The sequence below is a fragment of the Thiocapsa sp. genome, assembly GCF_018399035.1.
In the GTDB taxonomy this organism is placed as follows: domain Bacteria; phylum Pseudomonadota; class Gammaproteobacteria; order Chromatiales; family Chromatiaceae; genus Thiocapsa.
On sequence record NZ_CP073760.1, the window covers coordinates 2,023,934 to 2,041,432 of the forward strand.

17 protein-coding genes are annotated in these 17,499 nt (G+C 63.8%); 10 read left to right on the forward strand and 7 right to left on the reverse strand.

The features are described 5' to 3' along the window. Positions 1 to 118: 118 nt before the first annotated feature. From KFB96_RS09155 to KFB96_RS09190, 10 genes are all read left to right on the forward strand, one after another. Complete coding sequence (locus KFB96_RS09155) at positions 119 to 2,893, forward strand: AAA family ATPase (RefSeq protein ID WP_213462141.1); 2,775 nt, start codon at positions 119 to 121, stop codon at positions 2,891 to 2,893. Between the two features lie 9 nt (positions 2,894 to 2,902). Next, on the forward strand, positions 2,903 to 4,096 hold the full coding sequence (locus tag KFB96_RS09160; RefSeq protein ID WP_213462139.1) for an ATP-binding protein: 1,194 nt from the start codon (positions 2,903 to 2,905) through the stop codon (positions 4,094 to 4,096). Between the two features lie 970 nt (positions 4,097 to 5,066). Then, positions 5,067 to 5,492, forward strand: coding sequence for a BREX protein BrxB domain-containing protein (locus KFB96_RS09165; RefSeq protein WP_213462138.1), 426 nt, complete (start codon positions 5,067 to 5,069; stop codon positions 5,490 to 5,492). A 481-nt stretch (positions 5,493 to 5,973) separates the two neighbouring features. Continuing rightward, positions 5,974 to 8,016: a BREX system P-loop protein BrxC gene (gene brxC, locus KFB96_RS26615; RefSeq protein ID WP_300971450.1), complete on the forward strand. Its 2,043-nt coding sequence runs from the start codon at positions 5,974 to 5,976 to the stop codon at positions 8,014 to 8,016. Further along, positions 7,977 to 8,135 (forward strand): hypothetical protein, encoded by a 159-nt coding sequence (locus tag KFB96_RS26620; protein WP_300971451.1) that lies wholly within the window; start codon positions 7,977 to 7,979, stop codon positions 8,133 to 8,135. The genes brxC and KFB96_RS26620 overlap by 40 nt, the downstream gene beginning before the upstream one ends. 204 nt (positions 8,136 to 8,339) lie before the next feature. After that, positions 8,340 to 9,149: a hypothetical protein gene (locus KFB96_RS26625; RefSeq protein ID WP_300971453.1), complete on the forward strand. Its 810-nt coding sequence runs from the start codon at positions 8,340 to 8,342 to the stop codon at positions 9,147 to 9,149. 79 nt (positions 9,150 to 9,228) lie between these two features. After that, a complete protein-coding gene (locus KFB96_RS09175; RefSeq protein WP_213462137.1) occupies positions 9,229 to 9,498 on the forward strand; it encodes a hypothetical protein in 270 nt (89 codons plus the stop codon). Beyond that, a complete protein-coding gene (locus tag KFB96_RS09180; protein WP_213462136.1) occupies positions 9,495 to 9,758 on the forward strand; it encodes a Txe/YoeB family addiction module toxin in 264 nt (87 codons plus the stop codon). Before KFB96_RS09175 ends, KFB96_RS09180 begins: the two co-directional genes overlap by 4 nt. A 42-nt stretch (positions 9,759 to 9,800) precedes the next feature. Continuing rightward, the gene (locus tag KFB96_RS09185) at positions 9,801 to 11,288 is read left to right on the forward strand and encodes a hypothetical protein (RefSeq protein WP_213462135.1); all 1,488 of its coding nucleotides are present in this window, start codon (positions 9,801 to 9,803) and stop codon (positions 11,286 to 11,288) included. A 29-nt stretch (positions 11,289 to 11,317) separates the two neighbouring features. Further along, positions 11,318 to 11,749 carry an NADAR family protein gene (locus tag KFB96_RS09190; RefSeq protein WP_213462134.1) on the forward strand — a complete coding sequence of 144 codons (432 nt, stop codon included), beginning with the start codon at positions 11,318 to 11,320 and terminating at the stop codon, positions 11,747 to 11,749. Positions 11,750 to 11,878: 129 nt separating this feature from the next. Here the strand turns inward: KFB96_RS09190 and KFB96_RS09195 are convergent, their stop codons facing one another. From KFB96_RS09195 to sdhC, 7 genes are all read right to left on the reverse strand, one after another. Further along, entirely contained in the window at positions 11,879 to 12,334 is a 456-nt protein-coding gene (locus KFB96_RS09195) for a protein YgfX (RefSeq protein WP_213462133.1), read from the reverse strand. A 7-nt stretch (positions 12,335 to 12,341) separates the two neighbouring features. Then, on the reverse strand, positions 12,342 to 13,436 hold the full coding sequence (locus KFB96_RS09200) for a cytochrome c peroxidase (RefSeq protein WP_213462131.1): 1,095 nt from the start codon (positions 13,434 to 13,436) through the stop codon (positions 12,342 to 12,344). Positions 13,437 to 13,567: 131 nt separating this feature from the next. Next, positions 13,568 to 13,873, reverse strand: coding sequence for a succinate dehydrogenase assembly factor 2 (locus KFB96_RS09205; RefSeq protein ID WP_213462129.1), 306 nt, complete (start codon positions 13,871 to 13,873; stop codon positions 13,568 to 13,570). Between the two features lie 40 nt (positions 13,874 to 13,913). Next, positions 13,914 to 14,606, reverse strand: coding sequence for a succinate dehydrogenase iron-sulfur subunit (locus KFB96_RS09210; protein WP_213462127.1), 693 nt, complete (start codon positions 14,604 to 14,606; stop codon positions 13,914 to 13,916). A 185-nt stretch (positions 14,607 to 14,791) separates the two neighbouring features. Continuing rightward, positions 14,792 to 16,555, reverse strand: a complete 1,764-nt coding sequence (gene sdhA, locus KFB96_RS09215) for a succinate dehydrogenase flavoprotein subunit (protein ID WP_213462125.1) — start codon at positions 16,553 to 16,555, stop codon at positions 14,792 to 14,794. A 7-nt stretch (positions 16,556 to 16,562) separates the two neighbouring features. Beyond that, on the reverse strand, positions 16,563 to 16,907 hold the full coding sequence (gene sdhD, locus KFB96_RS09220) for a succinate dehydrogenase, hydrophobic membrane anchor protein (RefSeq protein WP_213462124.1): 345 nt from the start codon (positions 16,905 to 16,907) through the stop codon (positions 16,563 to 16,565). Beyond that, positions 16,904 to 17,278, reverse strand: coding sequence for a succinate dehydrogenase, cytochrome b556 subunit (gene sdhC / locus KFB96_RS09225; protein ID WP_213462122.1), 375 nt, complete (start codon positions 17,276 to 17,278; stop codon positions 16,904 to 16,906). Before sdhC ends, sdhD begins: the two co-directional genes overlap by 4 nt. Positions 17,279 to 17,499: the final 221 nt, after the last annotated feature.

A 17,499-nucleotide genomic window follows, 5' to 3' on the forward strand; every position in this document is an offset into this window, starting at 1 on the left:
GCAATCTGTAGATTGCTGTGGAGTTACGCCGAGCTCGGACGCGCGGGCCAGTTCAAGTCATCATTGCCCCTCGCTGGAGCAAACGCGAGCGGAAGGCATACGACGCTAGGAAGACGCCATGACACTGGACCCAACGGAACGCTGGCACGACGAAGTACCGGGAACCCGCTGGTTTCGCGCGGATCTCCACCTGCACACGATCGACGATCCCGATGTGGAGCTGCCGCCGGGGATCGCGGGCAACCGGGACGCCCCCGTCGTGCTGCGCGCTTATGCCGGCCATTTTCTCGACGCCGCGGTCGAGCAAGGTATCGAAGTCCTTGGCCTAACGCCCCACTCGGCGAGCATCGATCACGGCGTGTCAGCCGCGTGGACCATTGTCCAGACTTGGCAGAATGATCACCACATCGCTTCCGGACGGCCCTATCGGGACCTCATCTATGCGGTGTATCCCGGCTTCGAGCCTAATTTCGCCGACGGCCAAAAGGGTATCCACCTGATCTTTCTTTTCGATCCGACGATCGGGAAGCGCGCCTATCTCGATGCCTTCAACGGAATCATGGGAGCTCGACCTGCTTACGAAGGCTTGAAGCTGAACCTGACACAGAAGCGTCCTGCCGAGGCATTCAAGGAGCTCGACGCAGCAAAAGCGATCGGGCGACAACATTACGTTGTCGTCGCGGCACACCCATTACGGGAGAATGGGCTCCTTTCTCGCCCCGACCACGACATCGCGGACCTTGCCGGAGGCCGCATCCATGCTGCGGAGCTCCGGAGGGACAGGACCCTTGACGAGGACTTAGCCGACAGCGGAAAGCTACGGCATGCTTTCGAGAAAGGGAGAGTCGCCCTTTACCACACGAGCGACGCCATTCGGTTGGCAGACCCCGGCACAGTGCCGACAGACAGGGCCCTGGGTTATCGCTTCGTCCAACTCAAACTCGCGAGTCCGACCCTGGAGGCGTTGCGCCAAGCCTTGCTCGGCCGGGACTCCAGGTTGCGTATTCCCTATATCCGTGACTCGGCGGGCCGGTTCATCATCGATCCGGCTCTGCCGGTAGCGCTGCCGCACGGCGCTGCCGCGCGCCCATGGATTCGGGAGATCCGCATCCAAGGCGGGACGTCCTTCCTGCGCGACCAAACCTTTCGGCTCAGCCCCGACCTGACCTGCGTCATCGGCGGGAGCATGACGGGAAAGTCGACCCTGCTCGACGGGCTGCGACTCCTGATGGGTGGTGATGGCGCGATGCCCGACCGCGGCACGACGGTCGGCCGGGATGCCTTATCGCGCGCCCGAGATCGTTTCTTGTCCGGGAATCCAACCATCAACCTGGAAAGCCCGGCCGGCGATCTGACCCTTCCGGTTGCGGAACGCGTCAGTCCTCGCTTCTTCTCGCAAGGAGAGCTCAAAAGCCTCGCGGACGACGATGACGGCATCGAGCACCTCCTGTTTCATCTCGTCCCCGGGCGTGCATCCGAGCTGTTGGCGCAGCGCAATGAGCTCTTGGAGCTGGATCAGCGGCTGACGACAGCAGTCGGTCGGCTGACTCGGCTTCAAGAGCAGGTCGCAGAGGCTGGTCAGGAGTTTCAGCGCGCCGCTGCCGCGCGCGCGGCGATGAAGCAATTCGAGCAAGCCGGAACAGACGCCTTGCCTCCCACTCAGCAGGATGCCGCGCGCTCGGCGACCTTCCTGAGCGACATCGGCGCGTGCGCCGCGGGCGCGCAGGCGCTGGCGGAGGAGATTGCATCGCTCACCCTGCCGACGATCAACGGCGAGCCGATCGCGGAGAATGTCGTGCGTCTCGACGCCGAGTCCGCCATGAGCCCCGCCGAGTTATTAGCCGCTGCCGTGGAACAGGTCGCCGCGGTCGTCGGCACCCTGGGGGCACTAGAAACGCTGGCCACCTCGGCCAATCAGGAGGCCATCGGCCGCTTGAGTCGATTGACCGAAGAGATCCAAGCCGCGCTCGTCGCGGCGGGACGGAGCGCCTCGGATTTGAACCAGTTCGATGCCTATGCCCGCGCAGCACAGCACTACGACAGCTTCATGGCCGTCGTAGAAGAGAAGCAGGACGATCTTGCCAAGGCGAGGAACAGCTTTGATGCCGACTCGACGAGGCGAGACGCGCTGGTCACCGAGCACCGGGAAGCGATTCAAGGGATCTGCAACGAGGTGGAAGCGCGCTTTGGCGGGCGCGTTTTGGTCGCCATCGACGAAGAAGGACGGCGCGGCCCGATTGAGTCATGGATTCTGGGTCTCAAGCACCAAGGCATGACCCGGTGGTGGAATGGCGACGGTGCTCGGAGCGCGACCGCCACGGCGCTTCGGGAGCTTGTGGTCGCCGTCGCGAGCAATGACGATGAGCAAGTACTGCAGATCACCAACCGGCTGGGCATGTCGGATGCCATCGCACGGACGGTCTTGGAGCATCTGGCCCCCTGGAAGCGCCAATTGGAGATCCGGGCACTGCGAAACCCGGACCGATATCGTATCCAATGGGTCGAGGACGGACAGACGAAAGACTTGAGTCAGCTCTCGGGCGGTCGACGCGTCGCCGTACTGCTCTCGTTGATCCTTGAAAGCGACGATTCGACGCCCTTGTTCGTCGACCAACCGGAAGACGAGTTGGACAATCGATTCCTGAACGACACGATTATCCCGGCGCTGCATCGTCTGAAGGGCAAGCGGCAGGTCGTCTTCGCCACCCATAGTGCAAATCTGGTGGTCAACGGCGACGCCGATCAAGTGATCGCACTGGAAGCGGATGCCGAGCGTGGGCGAATCGATGTCTGCGGGGCCATCGAAGTCCCTGAAGTTCGCGAGGCGATCGTGCGAACGCTTGATGGCGGTGCCGACGCCTTTCGATTGCGCCGCAAGAAGTATGGGTACTGAGAGGACGATATGGACTGGTTTGAAGTCCTGCAAAGGATCCAAAACGGCGAGGACGAGCATACGGAGTTGGGGCGGTTCCGTTCCTTCTCGGAGAAGGATTGGCAGAAGGCCGCGTGTGCCTTTGCCAATTCGGAAGGTGGCCTGATCGTCCTCGGCGTCACCGACGATCGCGTCATCGACGGCGTGCCGATGGACGCCGAGCAGGTTCAGGAACGCTTGAGCAGCGGACTCCGCGGGGCCCTCTCCGCTCCGATACAGGCCCGCTTGGGCAGTCATCGGGATCCCAACGGCTGGGTCCATTGGATCGAGGTCGCCGCCATGCGTGGTCCTGAACCGCTGCAATATCAGGGACGTGTCTACGTCAGACGCGGACGGGCCAACGATCAACCATCGACCTCCGAGTTGCAGGAGCTCTACAACGTCTTCGGCTTGGTTTTTACCGAGGAGCGCGTCGTACCCGGAAGCGGTCTCGACGACATCGAGCCGTCGGTATTCCGCGACTACATGCGTCGCAAGGGTGTCGATATCGAGCGCGAGCCCAGACTCGATCTGGAGATCGATCTCTTCAACCGCGAAGTGCTCGGACGCGATTTCGATGGAACCCTGCGGGCGACCCTCTTTGGACTCCTATGCTTCGGCAAGTCCCCCCAGGCATTCCCGCCGACACAGAATCTGTGGACCGATCTCGTCGCCTACGCGGGGAATGATCGAGGCGACGAGGTGCTGCTTGCCGGCGAAGCGCGTGGCCGCTTGGACGAGCAGGTCGCGCGCGCCGAAGACTGGCTGAAATCGCTGGGCCGACATGAGCGATACTCGGGCATGCAGCGCGCCGATCTGTGGTCGGTCCCGCTGCCCGCGTTCCGGGAATGTGTCGTCAACGCCGTTGCTCACCGGGACTATTCAATTCTAGGAAGCCGAGTGCTGGTGGAAATCTTTGACGAGCGGATCGTCGTCACCAGTCCCGGCGCACTGCCGAACCACAAACGACCCGAATCCGTGCTCGCGGGAGGCACACCACGCTCCCGCAACGAGTCAATGGCCAATGTCCTGTTCGATCTCGGCCTGATGGAGCAACGCGGCAGCGGCTACCCCAGGATCACGCGCGCAATGCGACAGTTCAATGGGACCGATCCGCAGTTGGATCAGGATCGCGAGGAGCGCTGGGTGAGGGTTACCCTTTGGAGAGTGCCGCCTGGCTCTTAACGGCGCACTCGAATTCCTTAGGCATCCAGCCACCAGGTCGGGAGCCGGAGCCAGAGGATGCCTGGACAAGCGCCGGGCCAGCCGGAATCGAGTACCCTGTCACCGAAACTCCTTCCCCTGGATGTCCGAGGTGCTCGATCTCAAAAAGGAAAAGAACTTCTTCGAGACGCCGGTCACGGAGTATCTAACGGGTGGTGCGTTGAATTGGGATTAAACCGCGTTTTGGTGCGGCAACAGGATCTGACCCGCTTGGGCTTTCGCTTCGGCATCAACGGGCCGCATGCCGCGCGCACAATAATGTTGGATGACTTGCGGGTGCTGATCGCCCACACGCCAAGCGGGGCGACGCGTCAGGACTACGCGACGGCGATCGTCGCCGAGAACCTTTTAGGCAAGTCGACCAGGAAGGCACGCGAGTTGTCGCTCCGGCATCTCGCCACGCTCTATGGTCTCGACCCCGCCAATCCGTTGTTTCGGGCCCTTCGCCGTCTCTGGTCGTCGGATACGGCGGCGCAGCCTCTGCTTGCCCTGACTGTGGCCCTCGCCCGCGATCCGCTGCTGCGTGCATCGCAACGCTTCATCCTGTCCCGCCCCATCGGTGCGCCGGTGCCGCGCGAGGATGTCGAAGCCTTCCTGGCCGAGACCTTCCCCGATCGGTTCAGCCCCGCGTCGCTCAAGTCATTTGCGCAGAACATCGCCGGCACCTGGACCGCGGCTGGCTTTCTGCACGGACACCGGGGCAAGACCCGATCGCGCCCCGAGGTTCGTGCCGAGGCTGTCGCGCTCGGTCTGTTCGTTGGTTATCTGGAAGGCCGTACGGGGCAGCGGCTCTTCTCCTCGGAGTGGGTGTCGCTGTTCGACGGCATGCCGGAGGAGGTGGACGCCTTAGCCGACAGTGCGGCACATCGAGGACGACTCGTCGTCTTGAACGCGGGCGGTGTAAAGGAAGTAAGATTCCCCGGCTATCTGAGTGCCGAGGAAGAACAGATCAGACAAGACGGCGCAAGCCGGCAAGCGCTGGCTGCTGATCGACCTGACGAACGCCTTTCCCGAATGGATGATGGCGCAGGAGTACCGCGACGCCTACTTCGAGAGCCCGGACGACCTGGCCGGCTATCAGACCGGCGAGCTGAGCGAATTTATCGCCGACCTCATCGCCAGGCTCAAGATTCGCATCGAGGCGGAAAGCGGCCCGGAGACGGTCGTCGCGCTGCTGGGCGTCGGCACCTTGTTTGGCCTGGCGCGCGTGTCGACCCTGGTCGAGGGCATCAAGGAGTCTGTCACCGGACGGCTCTTGGTGTTCTTTCCGGGCGAGCACCACCCCGAGCACCACAGCTACCGCCTGCTCGACGCGCGTGACGGCTGGAATTACCTCGCCGTGCCGTTGCAGGCTTAAACCGCGCCCATCGCGGTATGCGATGTTTTTGGATGGGATCGGGCCAGGCAGAAGTGACGTGCGCTGGAGCTGGCGCGGTTTAAGATATTAAAAGTCTATTATTTTAGACCGCGCCCCAGCTAAGGGCCGTGGATGGACTTAGGCGATTTCCGGAGAATCTCGCACCAGTTTGAAAAAGTCACCTTGTCGTAGCCACCAAGGATCTGCGACAACCTGTGGGTCGGACTTCAGTCCGACCAGTCGGTATCGCCTTACCTTGATGAGCGCGTCGGACTGAAGTCCGACCCACAGGGGATACCTGATGCGTTCGTGTCGGACTGAAGTCCGACCCACAGCGCCTGGCTTCGCAGGTATAGGCGTTTCCGGGAATCGTCTGAACGTCAAGCTCACTCGAAAGGGAGCCTCTCGCTGTGGACGCGGCTTAGGGCCGACTCGACAGCCGGCAGACAGGCAGGCAGCCGCTTCTACATGGAGATCCACGATGCGCAACCGCGACATCTACAGCACGCCACCGAAGGAAAACCGTCTGGCCAACAACGGTGTGGCGGAAGTGTCCGAAGATCACTCCGAGGCGGCGCAAGCGATCCTTCGGTACGAGCTCGAGACCTTCGTCTGCGACGGGCAGTACGAGAAGGGCCTGGAGACCATCCTGGAAAAGTTCCTGCTCAACCTGGACACCATGAGCGAGCAGCCCGGCATCTGGATCGGCGGATTCTATGGGTGCGGCAAGTCGCACCTGGCGAAGATGCTGCGCACCCTTTGGACGGACTACCGCTTCGCCGACGATGCGCTGGCGCGCAGCCTTGCCAAGCTCCCGAACACGATACTCGCGCACCTCAAAGAGCTTTCGACTCAAGGCAGGCGACACGGCGGTCTGCACGCCGCGGCCGGCAAGCTCGGCGCCGGTGCCGGCGACAAGGTGCGGCTGGCCTTGCTCGGCATCCTCTTCAAGTCCAAGGGCTTGCCGGAGCAATACAACCAGGCCCGCGTTGTGCTCTGGCTCAAGCACGAGGGCCTGCTGTCGGCGATCGAAGCCGAGCTGAGACTGGCGGGCCGCACGCTCGCCCGCGAGCTGCCGCACATGTATGTGTCCGACCACCTGGTCAAGGCGCTGCTCGAGGCCCGTCCCGGGCTCGCCCACACCGAGCAGGACGCGCGCAAGCTGCTGAAGGAGCAGTTCCCGCAGGTCACCGACATCAGCAGCGAGCAGATGGTCACCGCGATCGAGGCGGCTCTGTCGGTCGATGGCACCTTCCCGCTCACCCTGGTCGTGCTCGACGAGGTGCAGCAATACATCGGCTCCGATGCCAAGCGTGCCTTCCAGGTCCAGGAGTTGACCGAAACCCTGTGCAAGCACTTCATGGGCAAGCTCTTGTTTGTCGGCACCGGGCAGTCCGCCCTCTCGGGCATGCCCAATCTACAGCGCCTCATGGGGCGCTTCCCGATGTCGATCATGCTCGGTGACTGGGATGTCGAGAACGTCACCCGTCAGATCATCCTCGCCAAGAAGCCGACGGCACAGCCCGCGATCGAGGCGATCTGGCGCGCCAACCTGGGCGAGATCTCGCGCCATCTGCGTGGCACCAAGCTTGAGCACATGACGGAGGACGAGGCTGTCATGACCTCGGACTACCCGCTGCTGCCGGTGCGTCGGCGCTTCTGGGAACGGGTGCTGCGCACCATCGACACCACCGGCGCGGTCTCGCAGCTGCGCAGCCAGTTGCGGGTGGTGCACGAGGCCGTGCTCGACACCGCCGACGCGCCGCTGGGTCAGGTCGTCTCCGGCGACTTTCTGTACGACCAGATCGCCGCCAATCTGGTGTCGACCGCCCAGTTGCCCAAAGAGGTCTTCGAGAACGTCCAGCGCTTCGCCGCGGGCGATGCCGACGCACAGCTCAAGAGCAAGCTGCTCAAACTCGTCTATCTCATCAACAAGCTGCCCGCCGATGCCGCGATGGACCTGGGTCTGAAGGCGACGGACGAGCTTCTCGCCGACCTGCTGGTAACGGATCTCTCGGCCGGCTCCAACGACCTGCGTAAGCGGCTTCCGGCACTCTTGGACGAGCTGCAGAACAAGGACCGCCTGATCATGGCCTTGGCCGGCGGCAACGGGACCGAGTACCGCCTGCAGACGCGCGAATCCAGTGCCTGGTACGACGAATTCCGTGCGCAGGACGCCGCGCTCAAGGCTGCACCGCAGCGGGTGGAGCAGAAGCGTTCCGATCTGCTGAAGGCGCGTTTCGGCGAGGTGCTGAAGAAGGTCCGGGTCGTCCAGGGCAAGGACAAGGTCGACAGCGCACCGCCGAGAAGGCGTTGGTCGACCTGCTCGACCGGCTCTTTGCCGGTGTCCGCGTCTTCCAGGCCGGCGGACAGGAGGCCACCGACGGCAACGATCTGGCCGAGCGCATCAACCGTGCGGGTCAGGCGTCCGCCATTCGCCTCTTCAGCCAGTTCGATGCGGCGGACCACGAGCACTGGAGCAAGGTGCTCGACGAGGCGCGCAAGGGCAACCTCGAAGCCATGAAGGCCGTGGGCCATGTGCAGGAGGCCGACAAACACCCGGTCTGCCAGAAGCTGCTGGCCTACATCGGCCCCGGCAAGAAGGGCGCCGAGATCCGCGATCAGTTCGACGCGCCGCCCTAAGGCTGGCCGCGCGATGCCATCGATGGCGCACTCTACGCACTGCTGGCCACCGGGCACATCAAGGCCACGGACGCCGCCCGCAAGCCCGTCGACGCCCGAAGTCTGGACCGCGCCAAGCTCACCCAGACCAGCTTCCAGCGCGAATCCATCACCATCACCCCGCCTCAGCTCATCAAGATTCGGCAGCTGTTCAGCGCCGTCGGCGTGCCCTGCCAGCCCAAGGATGAGCTGGCCAAGGTGCCGCTGCTGCTGGCCAGGCTACGCGAGCAGGCCGGCAAGGCCGGTGGAGCAGCGCCGGCGCCGCAGGCCCCGACCTGTGCGTCGATCGATGCCCTGGAAGGGCTGTCCGGGAACGCCCAACTGCTGGATCTGTACAGCCGCTGCGACGACATCACCGGTCTTTCTAAACAGTGGGTCAAGACCGCCGACGACATCGCCGATCGGCTTCCGACCTGGCACAAGCTCGGCGACCTGCTGCGCCATGCCAAGGCGCTGGGTCCCTACACCGGGTTGAAGGCCGAAGCCGATGCCGTGGAGGCCCAGCGCAGCCTGCTGGCCGAGCCCGATCCGGTGCGCCCGCTGCTCGACACGGTCGTCGACCTCTTGCGACAGGCGCTCAAGGTCAAGCTGGACGCCTACCGGACCCTCTTCAGGGAACAGGAGGACCTGCTGGCCGCCGACGCCGACTGGAACCGGCTCAGCGAGACCCAGCGCGCGGAATTGATCGAGAAACACCACCTCACGCCGCTGGACGATGTCCCGCTCGGTACGCCCGAGCAGCTTCAAGACGCGCTGGACGACTGCGATCTCGATCACTGGGTCTCGAAGACGCAGGCGTTGCCCAATCGCTTCGAGTCCGCCCGCCATGCGGCGGTGCAGCTGCTCAAACCCAACGTCGTCCATGTCAGCCTGCCAAAGCGCACCCTCAATGACGAGGCCGAGCTGAAAGACTGGCTGGCGGAAGTGGAAGCCTTGCTGAGCGAGAAGCTCAAGGACGGTCCCGTAGCCTTGTAAACCCGTCGGGGTATATGCTGTGTATACGCGACTGGTCCGCCTTCTCCGGCAAGCGACCCGTTGCCCGTTAGATCGGCACATGCGCGACCTGCTCGACACCAAAATCTGTATCTACCCTGAGGACTCGCCTATGAAAACGCTGACCCTCGCGATTGATGACCGCGTCAGAGACAAGTTCCTCTGGCTTCTCGAGCATTTTTCCGATGACGAGATCAGGATTTTGGACCAGTCGGACCAGGTTGGCGACGAAGACTACCTGAGATCGATCGATGGCATGGTCGACAGCATTCAAGACGCCCGTCGTGAGCCCGCGGGTAAAGGCGTCGGCCCGGATCAGCTGGAGTGGTGATGTACAGGCTCCTGTTCATGACACAGGCCCAGAGGGATGCCAAGAAGCTGAATGCGAGCGGATTGAAAGACAAGGCGCTGACGTTGATCGAGATCATCAGGACGAACCCATTGCAATATCCGCCTGAATTCGAATACCTAAAGGGCGACATGAAGGGTCTGCTCAGCCGTCGCATCAACAAGCAGCACCGGATCGTCTATGAAATCTTCGAGGATGAGAAGCTCGTCAAGATTTATCGCATGTGGACCCATTACGAGTAGTTGTCAGTCCGAACCAACGAAGGACATTCGCGCATTCAAGTCATGACCGCCCCACTCCCCAAGCCCATCCGCACCCAGCTCGAAAACACCATCAAGGCCGCCCGCGACGTGTCGGAGCAGGCCGCGCGGGCCGCCTTGGCGCAAATCGCCGTCGCCGAGGCCAAGGCACCTGACTATCTGACCGACGACCTCGAGGCCCTGCGCCGGCGCCTGCGTGCCCACGGTCGCGCGCTGGGGGACACCAAGCACACCAACGACACCCAGGAGATCCGGCGCCTGGTGTGGGAGGTGGCCTACGAGCACTGGCACCGCATGCTCTTCGCCCGCTTCCTGGCCGAGAACGGCCTGCTGATGTGGGAGCCCGGCGCGCCGGTGTCGCTCGACGACTGCCGCGACATGGTCGACCAACACCCCGATCCGGCACTGGGCGCCAAGAGCCAATGGGAGCTGGCCGGCAAGCTGGCCGCGCACATGGTGCCGCAGGTGTTCAAGCCGCGCAGCCCCGTGTTCGAGCTGAGCTTCGCCCCCGAGCATCAGCGCGCGCTGGAGCACCTGCTGGCCAAGTTGCCGACCGAGGTCTTCCAGGCCAGCGACAGCCTGGGCTGGGTCTATCAATTCTGGCAGGCCAAGCGCAAGGACGAGGTCAACGCCTCCGAGGTCAAGATCGGCGCCGACGAGCTGCCCGCCGTCACCCAGCTCTTCACCGAGCCCTACATGGTGGACTTCCGGCTCCACAACTCGCTCGGCGCCTGGTGGATGACACGCCATCCCGACACGCCCTGCCCGGTGCCGCTGCCCTATCTGCGCACGCTCCCATCTCCCACTCCCCTCGATGGAGAGGGCCGGGGAGAGGGGAAGCAAATCCCCGCCGCCGGCCGCTTCGACGGCTGGCCGAGTACCCTAGCCGACTTCAAGCTGCTCGACCCCTGTTGCGGGTCGGGGCATTTCCTGGTCGCCGCCTTCCTGCGCCAAGAGCTGCGTCTGCTGCATGCGAGTTTCGCCCGGGCCCCGCTGTTGGGCAGTCTGCTGGATCCCGCGCGCAGCCTGAAGGACGATCTCCTGACGTCCAGCTTCGACAACCTCAAGGAGCTGCTGGAACGCGCGCTGGCGACCGAGACACCGGCCACGCTCCGGGGGCCGGGTCAGGCGTTGAACGACGATGCCCAGGGTCAGGCGCTAACCGCGCACGGCCTGCTGGACGCCGCCCGGCTGCTGGATGCGCGCTATCACCTGGTGATCACCAATGTGCCCTATCTGGCGCGCGGCAAGCAGAACGATCCGCTCAAGGCCTACTGCGCCAAGCAGTATCCCGAGGCGAAGAACGATTTGGCGAATGTGTTTCTGGAGTGCTGCCTGGAGCTCACGACTCCCCCCTCTCCCGTGTCTCTCCCCTCTCCCTCCGGGAGAGGGGCAGGGGGTGAGGGTGCGGGCGTGGTCCAGATCGGCTGGAAAGGCGTTGGCGGATTGAAGGAGCCGGGACGATTCCGGCGAAATGGAATGATGAGCATCTCACGAGGAGACGCGGTTTAATGCGCGCTGAAACGAGCGTTTATGTCTCGATGACGGACGAGCAAAATCTGCTCTCCGCCGTCTCGCCTCGACCATTTCCCCTCGACGACGCCGAATGGCCGACGGCCGAGCACTATGTGCTGGCCATGCAGTTCGAGGATCCCACACTCAAGGCCGAGATCCGCTCGGCCCTCGACCTGCTGCAAGCGCGCAAACTCGCCAAGCGTCACAAGCGCAAGATCCGCCCCGACCGGGAGTCCGTACGACGCGTCTACATGACCCGCGCCATCTACACCCGCTGCCTCAGCCACCCCGAGTCCGCACGGGCACTCCTCGAAACCGGCGACAAACGCATCGTCGAGAGTAGCCTCTACGATTACTACTGGGGCTGCGGCCGAGACGGGCGTGGACTGAACACCTATGGAGAGGTCCTTATGGATGTGCGGGAGAAGCTCAGGTCGGCGACGGCGGTCTCTCCGTGATCGTCGACCCTACCGGCCAGCCTTATGAACAGTGCCCAACAACCTGCCGAGATGCCTACGCAGCGACTCGGGCGCTGGTCGATCAGGCCCGCGAGCAACAGGGCAAGAGAGCCCGTTGATCGGCGGATTTCACGGCAAAGGGATCCGTGCCGTCCCCTCGGTGCGGAGTCGCTGGCGCAGGCGGCGCAGCTGCTCGGGATCGAGCGCGTCGGCGAAGACCGGGAGTGTGCGGCGGGTCAGAAGGCCGAGACGGAAGTTGAGCACGACGAGCGGGAGGGTGATGAAGGTGGCTGGACTGAGGCGTGCCTCGCGCTCGGCACCGGAGACGAAACAAATCCGCCAAGTCCCGTCCGACTCCCAGAGCACCGAACGGATGGACCAGGACGCATGCCGCAGGACATCGACATAGCCCGCGTAGAGTGCGCTGAGGGCGACGGGGATCAGCAGAAGCAACGTCAAGGGACCGGCTTGGAGTGCCGGTATCACCGCCGCCGCAGCGAGATGGGTCAGCCCAATAAACCAAGCGAACCGCCGGGAAAGCTCGGGCCGGATCAGGAGCGGCGGACGTTCGCGGTGAGAGCCCATCGTCAGATCATGGGATCTCGGGCATATCCCAGGTCTCCCGGCTCGTGAGCGCGCGCAGGAAGGCGCCGAGCTGGGAGATCTCGGCGTCGGTCAAGTCGCGGTCGACCAGAAGATCGGACTTGTTCGGGTCCGGATTGCCGCCGGAGGCCATATAGCGGATCGCCAGCTCGAGCGTGGGCGCACTGCCATCGTGGAAATAGGGTGCGCTCAAGGCCACGGAGCGCAGCGAGGGCGTCTTGAATGCGCCACGGTCCGCCTCGTTCTTGGTGACGTTGAAGCGTCCCGGGTCGGGGGTTTCTTTTCCGTACTCCAAGCCGATGTTGTAGAAGGTACTGTTGCCGTAGTGCGGCGGCGAATGACAGGCCACGCATCCGGCCTTGCCGACGAACAGCGCCTGTCCGGCGATGACCTCCGGCGTGACCGCGCCCGCTTGGCCCATCTCATAGCGGTCCCAGGGCGAATCGTCGCTGTTCTTGGTACGCAGATAAGCGGCCAGCGCCTTGACGATCGTCTCCGATGTGGCCGGGCCGCCGAAGACGGTCTCGAACTGGACGGCATATCCGGGGACCGCCTGAATGAGCGGCGCGACCTGCTCCGGATCGGCGTTGATCTGGGCCTTCCAGGCCGCCAGCACCTGCCCCTCGAGGCTGGTCGCACGGCCATCCCAATACCAGGCCGTCTGATAACCCGTGTTGTACAGCGACGGGGTATGCCGCGTGTTCAGCTCCCCGTTGTCCTTCGGCGAGAGTGTCCGCCCGTCGGTCCAGCCGAGATGGCGGTAGTGACAGCCCTGGCACGCCATCGTGCCGCTACCCGACAGACGCGGATCGACGAACAATTGTTTCCCGAGTGCAATCTTCTCGGGTGTCGCGGGGTTGTCGTCCGGATGGAGCATCGGGGGCAAGGCGGAGGGTCGAAGCGGCGCGAGATCGATTGCGGGAGCGGTTCCGGCCGCAATCACGGGCGAGTCGGCCTCGGATGCCGCGATCGGTGGCTGTACAGGCGCGGGACTCGACTCGACGACCTGATTTCTACGGTCGTACAGGATCCACAGGGACGCGGCCACAATCAGCCCTGCGATGGGATAGCGGATATCGATCATGCGTTGTCTCCTCCAATGATGGTCGGCCTTGCACGCGGCTCTTGACCCGTCGAGCGAGATGATACCGGGTCGAACCTTTGGACCCGAGTTGTCGCGTCGTTCACGAGCGAGGAGATGATGCGACCGATAACCTACCCCTGCAAGTCGACCGCACCGCTGCGCCGTTCACGCACGACCTCGACGATGTGCCGCACGAGATCGCGCAGATCGGCGTCCGGCGGCTCGGCGCGGGACATAAACCAATCGCTGAGCCGTTGATCCTGCTCGCCGAGCAGGCGCACGAAGGCGAGGCGTCGGACCGGACTCAAGTCTCGGTAGCCGAGATCGAGGAAGCGGTCCAAGAGATGATCGAGCTCCAACATGCCGCGCCGGCATTGCCAGCGCAGCCGTCGGATCTCAAGCTCCGTGTCCGACGCCTGCCGGGAGGCGTCGGTCATGGCCGCGGTCTCGGATGTCGATTCAGTCGTCACCGGATCGCTACACACCCTTGTCGAGCATCAGATCTTTGATCTTGCCGATGGCCCGAGTGGGATTGAGTCCTTTCGGGCAGACCTCGACACAGTTCATGATGCTGTGGCAGCGGAAGAGCTTGTAGGGACCGTCCAGGGCGTCGAGCCGCTCCTCGGTCGCCTGGTCGCGGCTGTCGGCGAGGAAGCGCCAGGATTGCAGCAGGGCCGCGGGGCCGTGAAACTTTTCCGGATTCCACCAGAAGGAAGGGCATGCGGTCGAGCAGCACCCGCAGAGGATGCACTCGTAGAGCCCGTCGAGCTTGTCGCGCTCCTCGGGAGACTGGAGGATCTCCTGTTCCGGGAGCGGATCCTTGCGCACCAGGTAGGGTTTGACGGCGCGGTATTGCTCGTAGAACTGGGTCATGTCCACGACCAGGTCGCGGATCACCGGTCGGCCCGGGAAGGGGCGGACCTGGATCGGCTCCTTCAACTCGCTGATGGGCGAGACGCAGGCGAGCACGTTGCGTCCGTTCACATTGACCCCGTCCGAGCCGCAAACGCCCTCGCCGCAAGAGTGACGGAAGCTGAAGCTCTCGTCCTGCTTTTTCACTTCGAGCAAGGCATCGCGCAGCATCATGCCCTGAAAGGTCTTGACCTCGAAGTCCTGCATCCGGGGCTTGCTGTCGGTGTCCGGATTGTAGCGGTAGACGCTGATCTTCATAACGCACCTGAATTCGTTGTGTTGTCATCCGAGCGATCGCTCGGCGGCACCGGGCCGTGGTCGGAGGCCGGATCAGAGGGCTGCGCATCACCGAGCCCCGCAGATGCAGGCGAGGCCGATGGCGGATGCGGCGCCTAACGAAGCATCCACCCTGCCCCTGACCCCTGAACCCTGAACCCTGAACCCTAATAAACCCGTTCCTTCGGCGGAAACGACTCGACCGTCAAAGGCTTGGTCCGCACCGGTTTGTAGTCCATGCGGTCGCCGTCCCGGTAGTAGAGGCTGTGCTTGAGCCACCTCTGGTCGTCGCGTTCGGGATAGTCCGGCCGCGAGTGGGCGCCGCGACTCTCTTGGCGATACAGCGCGGAGACCGCGATCGACAGGCCCACGTCCATCATGTTCTCCAGCTCCAACGCCTCGATCCGCGCGGTGTTGAAGACCTTGGAGTGGTCGGTCAGACGCACCTCGGGGAGTCGGTCGCGCAGCTCGCAGAGCTTGTTGTAGCCCTCGGTCATGATCTCCTCGGTCCGGAAGACCCCGGCGTGGTCCTCCATGCATTTACGGAAATCGGCACGCAGCTGCTGCACCGCGAGACCCTCGCCCTTCTGCTCCCAGCGGCTCAGACGACCGACCGCCTGCTCCAGACTCGCGGAGTCCACAGAACGCTGATAGGGGTTTTCGCGGACGTACTCGATGATGTCCTTGCCCGCCAGACGCCCGAACACCAGGATGTCGAGCAGCGAGTTGCCGCCCAGTCGATTGGCCCCGTGCACCGAGGCACAGGCGCACTCCCCGGCCGCGTAGAGGCCGACCACGACCTCTTCGGAGCCGTGACCCGCGGGCATGGCGACCCGGCCGAAGCGGTCGGTCGGGATGCCGCCCATCGCATAGTGCGCGGTGGGGAAGACCGGGATCGGCTCGATCACCGGATCGCAGCCGGCGAAGATCTTGCTCGACTCGCGGATGCCCGGCAGACGCTTGGAGATGACCGCCTCGCCCAGATGGTCGAGCTTGAGCATCACATAGTCGCCGTTCTCGCCGCAGCCGCGTCCTTCCTTGACCTCGGTGACGATCGCGCGCGAGACCACGTCGCGGCTGGCCAGGTCCTTGGCGCGCGGGGCATAGCGCTCCATAAAACGCTCGCCGTCCTTGTTGACAAGATAACCGCCCTCCCCGCGCGTACCCTCGGTGATCAACATCCCCTTGCCGGCGATGCCGGTCGGGTGAAACTGGAAGAACTCCATGTCCATCAGCGGGACGCCGGCCCGCAAGGCCATCGCCGCACCGTCGCCGGTGTTGATGTGCGCATTGGACGTCGTGCGGAAGACCTGACCCCAGCCGCCGGTGGCGAGCAGGGTGGCCTTGGATTCGATCAGGAGCGGCTCGCCGGTCTCGATCTCCAGAGCCAAGGCGCCGCAGATCACGCCTTCGGCATCGCGGACCAGATCGATGGCGAAGAACTCGTCGAAGAAATGGGTGCGCGCGCGGATGTTCTGCTGGTAGAGGGTGTGCAGGATGGCGTGGCCGGTGCGGTCGGCCGCCGCGCAGGTGCGCGCGGCCTGATCGCCGCCGAAGTTCTGGCTCTGGCCGCCGAAGGGGCGCTGGTAGATCTTGCCGTTGTCCAGGCGCGAGAAGGGCACGCCGGCGTGCTCGAGCTCGTAGACCGTCGGGATCGCCTCGCGGCACATGAACTCGATGGCGTCCTGATCGCCCAGATAGTCCGAACCCTTCACGGTGTCGAACATGTGCCAGTGCCAGGAGTCCGGCATCATGTTGCCGAGCGCGGCGTTCACCCCGCCTTGGGCGGCAACCGTGTGCGAGCGCGTCGGAAACACCTTGGAGACGACGGCCACGCGCAGATCCGCGCTGGCCAGTTGGAGTGCGGCGTTCAGACCCGCGCCCCCGGCACCGATGATGAGTGCGTCGAAGTGACGTGTTGGAATTCCCATGCCTGGATTACCCCTGCAGACCCGCGGTGATGATGGCCTTGAAGGCCCAGAGGCCCGAGGCGATGAAGACGAAGGCGAAGAGGGTCAGCAGACCGATCCGCAGGCCAAGCACATGCACGTAGTCGATCAGAACATCGCGGATGCCGACCCAGGCGTGGGCCAGCAGGAGCGGCACAAAGAGGAGAAGGCCCAACGCGATGAACGGATGGGCGACCCAAGCGACCAAGGCGGCATGGTCGACCGGGGCGTTGAAGGCGAACTGGATGAGGAGATACGTCAGGAAGACCGCCAGATAGACGGCCGTGGCGCGCTGAATGACCCACGCCATGAGACCGGATGCTTGTCGGCTCATAACGCCAGCCCTCCACCGATGACCAACACGACAATCGCCGCGATCAGCGCCGCCCAAGAGCTCCGCCGGGCTGCCGGGCGGTCCAGCCCGAGACCCAGGTCGAGCAGCAGATAGCGGATCCCGGCGAAGAGGTGGTGCAGCAGGCTCCAGGCGAGCACCAGCAGGATCAGCTTCACCGGCCAGAAATCCAGGATGCCGGCGACCTGCTCGAATCCCGCGGGTCCCGAGAGCGCCTGGTGGAAAAAGATGGCCGCGAGCGGGATCGCGAGGACCATCAGGACACCGCTGATGCGATGAAGGATCGAAACGACACCCGGAATCGGCAGCTTGATCCGCCACAGATCCAGGAACACAGGTCTTGTTGTTTGCATGCGTTAACCTTTGGTGATGCGCCTAAACCGCGTCCAGAACGACATGCGTCGTTGCCATGTTGTATTCGGCCCTGGGAACTTCCCGACCTTGTTGGAGACGCGGTTTAAAATTTTATATTTTTTAAAACTTTAAACCGCTACGGCTCCGGCAATCGTCATCGACGTCCGCCTTATCCAGGCGAGAGGTTCCACGGCACTCTGATATCGGTTCATTATTGTGC

Bases quoted from the DNA above. Each gene is read 5' to 3' on its own strand.
- KFB96_RS09160 (WP_213462139.1), top strand. From the start codon at position 2,903: ATGGACTGGTTTGAAGTCCTGCAAAGGATCCAAAACGGCGAGGACGAG.
- KFB96_RS09185 (WP_213462135.1), top strand. From the start codon at position 9,801: ATGACCGCCCCACTCCCCAAGCCCATCCGCACCCAGCTCGAAAACACC.
- KFB96_RS09155 (WP_213462141.1), top strand. From the start codon at position 119: ATGACACTGGACCCAACGGAACGCTGGCACGACGAAGTACCGGGAACC.
- KFB96_RS09190 (WP_213462134.1), top strand. From the start codon at position 11,318: ATGACGGACGAGCAAAATCTGCTCTCCGCCGTCTCGCCTCGACCATTT.
- KFB96_RS09195 (WP_213462133.1), bottom strand. From the start codon at position 12,334: ATGGGCTCTCACCGCGAACGTCCGCCGCTCCTGATCCGGCCCGAGCTT.
- sdhD (WP_213462124.1), bottom strand. From the start codon at position 16,907: ATGAGCCGACAAGCATCCGGTCTCATGGCGTGGGTCATTCAGCGCGCC.
- sdhA (WP_213462125.1), bottom strand. From the start codon at position 16,555: ATGGGAATTCCAACACGTCACTTCGACGCACTCATCATCGGTGCCGGG.
- KFB96_RS09205 (WP_213462129.1), bottom strand. From the start codon at position 13,873: ATGACCGACGCCTCCCGGCAGGCGTCGGACACGGAGCTTGAGATCCGA.
- KFB96_RS09210 (WP_213462127.1), bottom strand. From the start codon at position 14,606: ATGAAGATCAGCGTCTACCGCTACAATCCGGACACCGACAGCAAGCCC.
- brxC (WP_300971450.1), top strand. From the start codon at position 5,974: ATGCGCAACCGCGACATCTACAGCACGCCACCGAAGGAAAACCGTCTG.
- sdhC (WP_213462122.1), bottom strand. From the start codon at position 17,278: ATGCAAACAACAAGACCTGTGTTCCTGGATCTGTGGCGGATCAAGCTG.
- KFB96_RS09175 (WP_213462137.1), top strand. From the start codon at position 9,229: ATGCGCGACCTGCTCGACACCAAAATCTGTATCTACCCTGAGGACTCG.
- KFB96_RS09200 (WP_213462131.1), bottom strand. From the start codon at position 13,436: ATGATCGATATCCGCTATCCCATCGCAGGGCTGATTGTGGCCGCGTCC.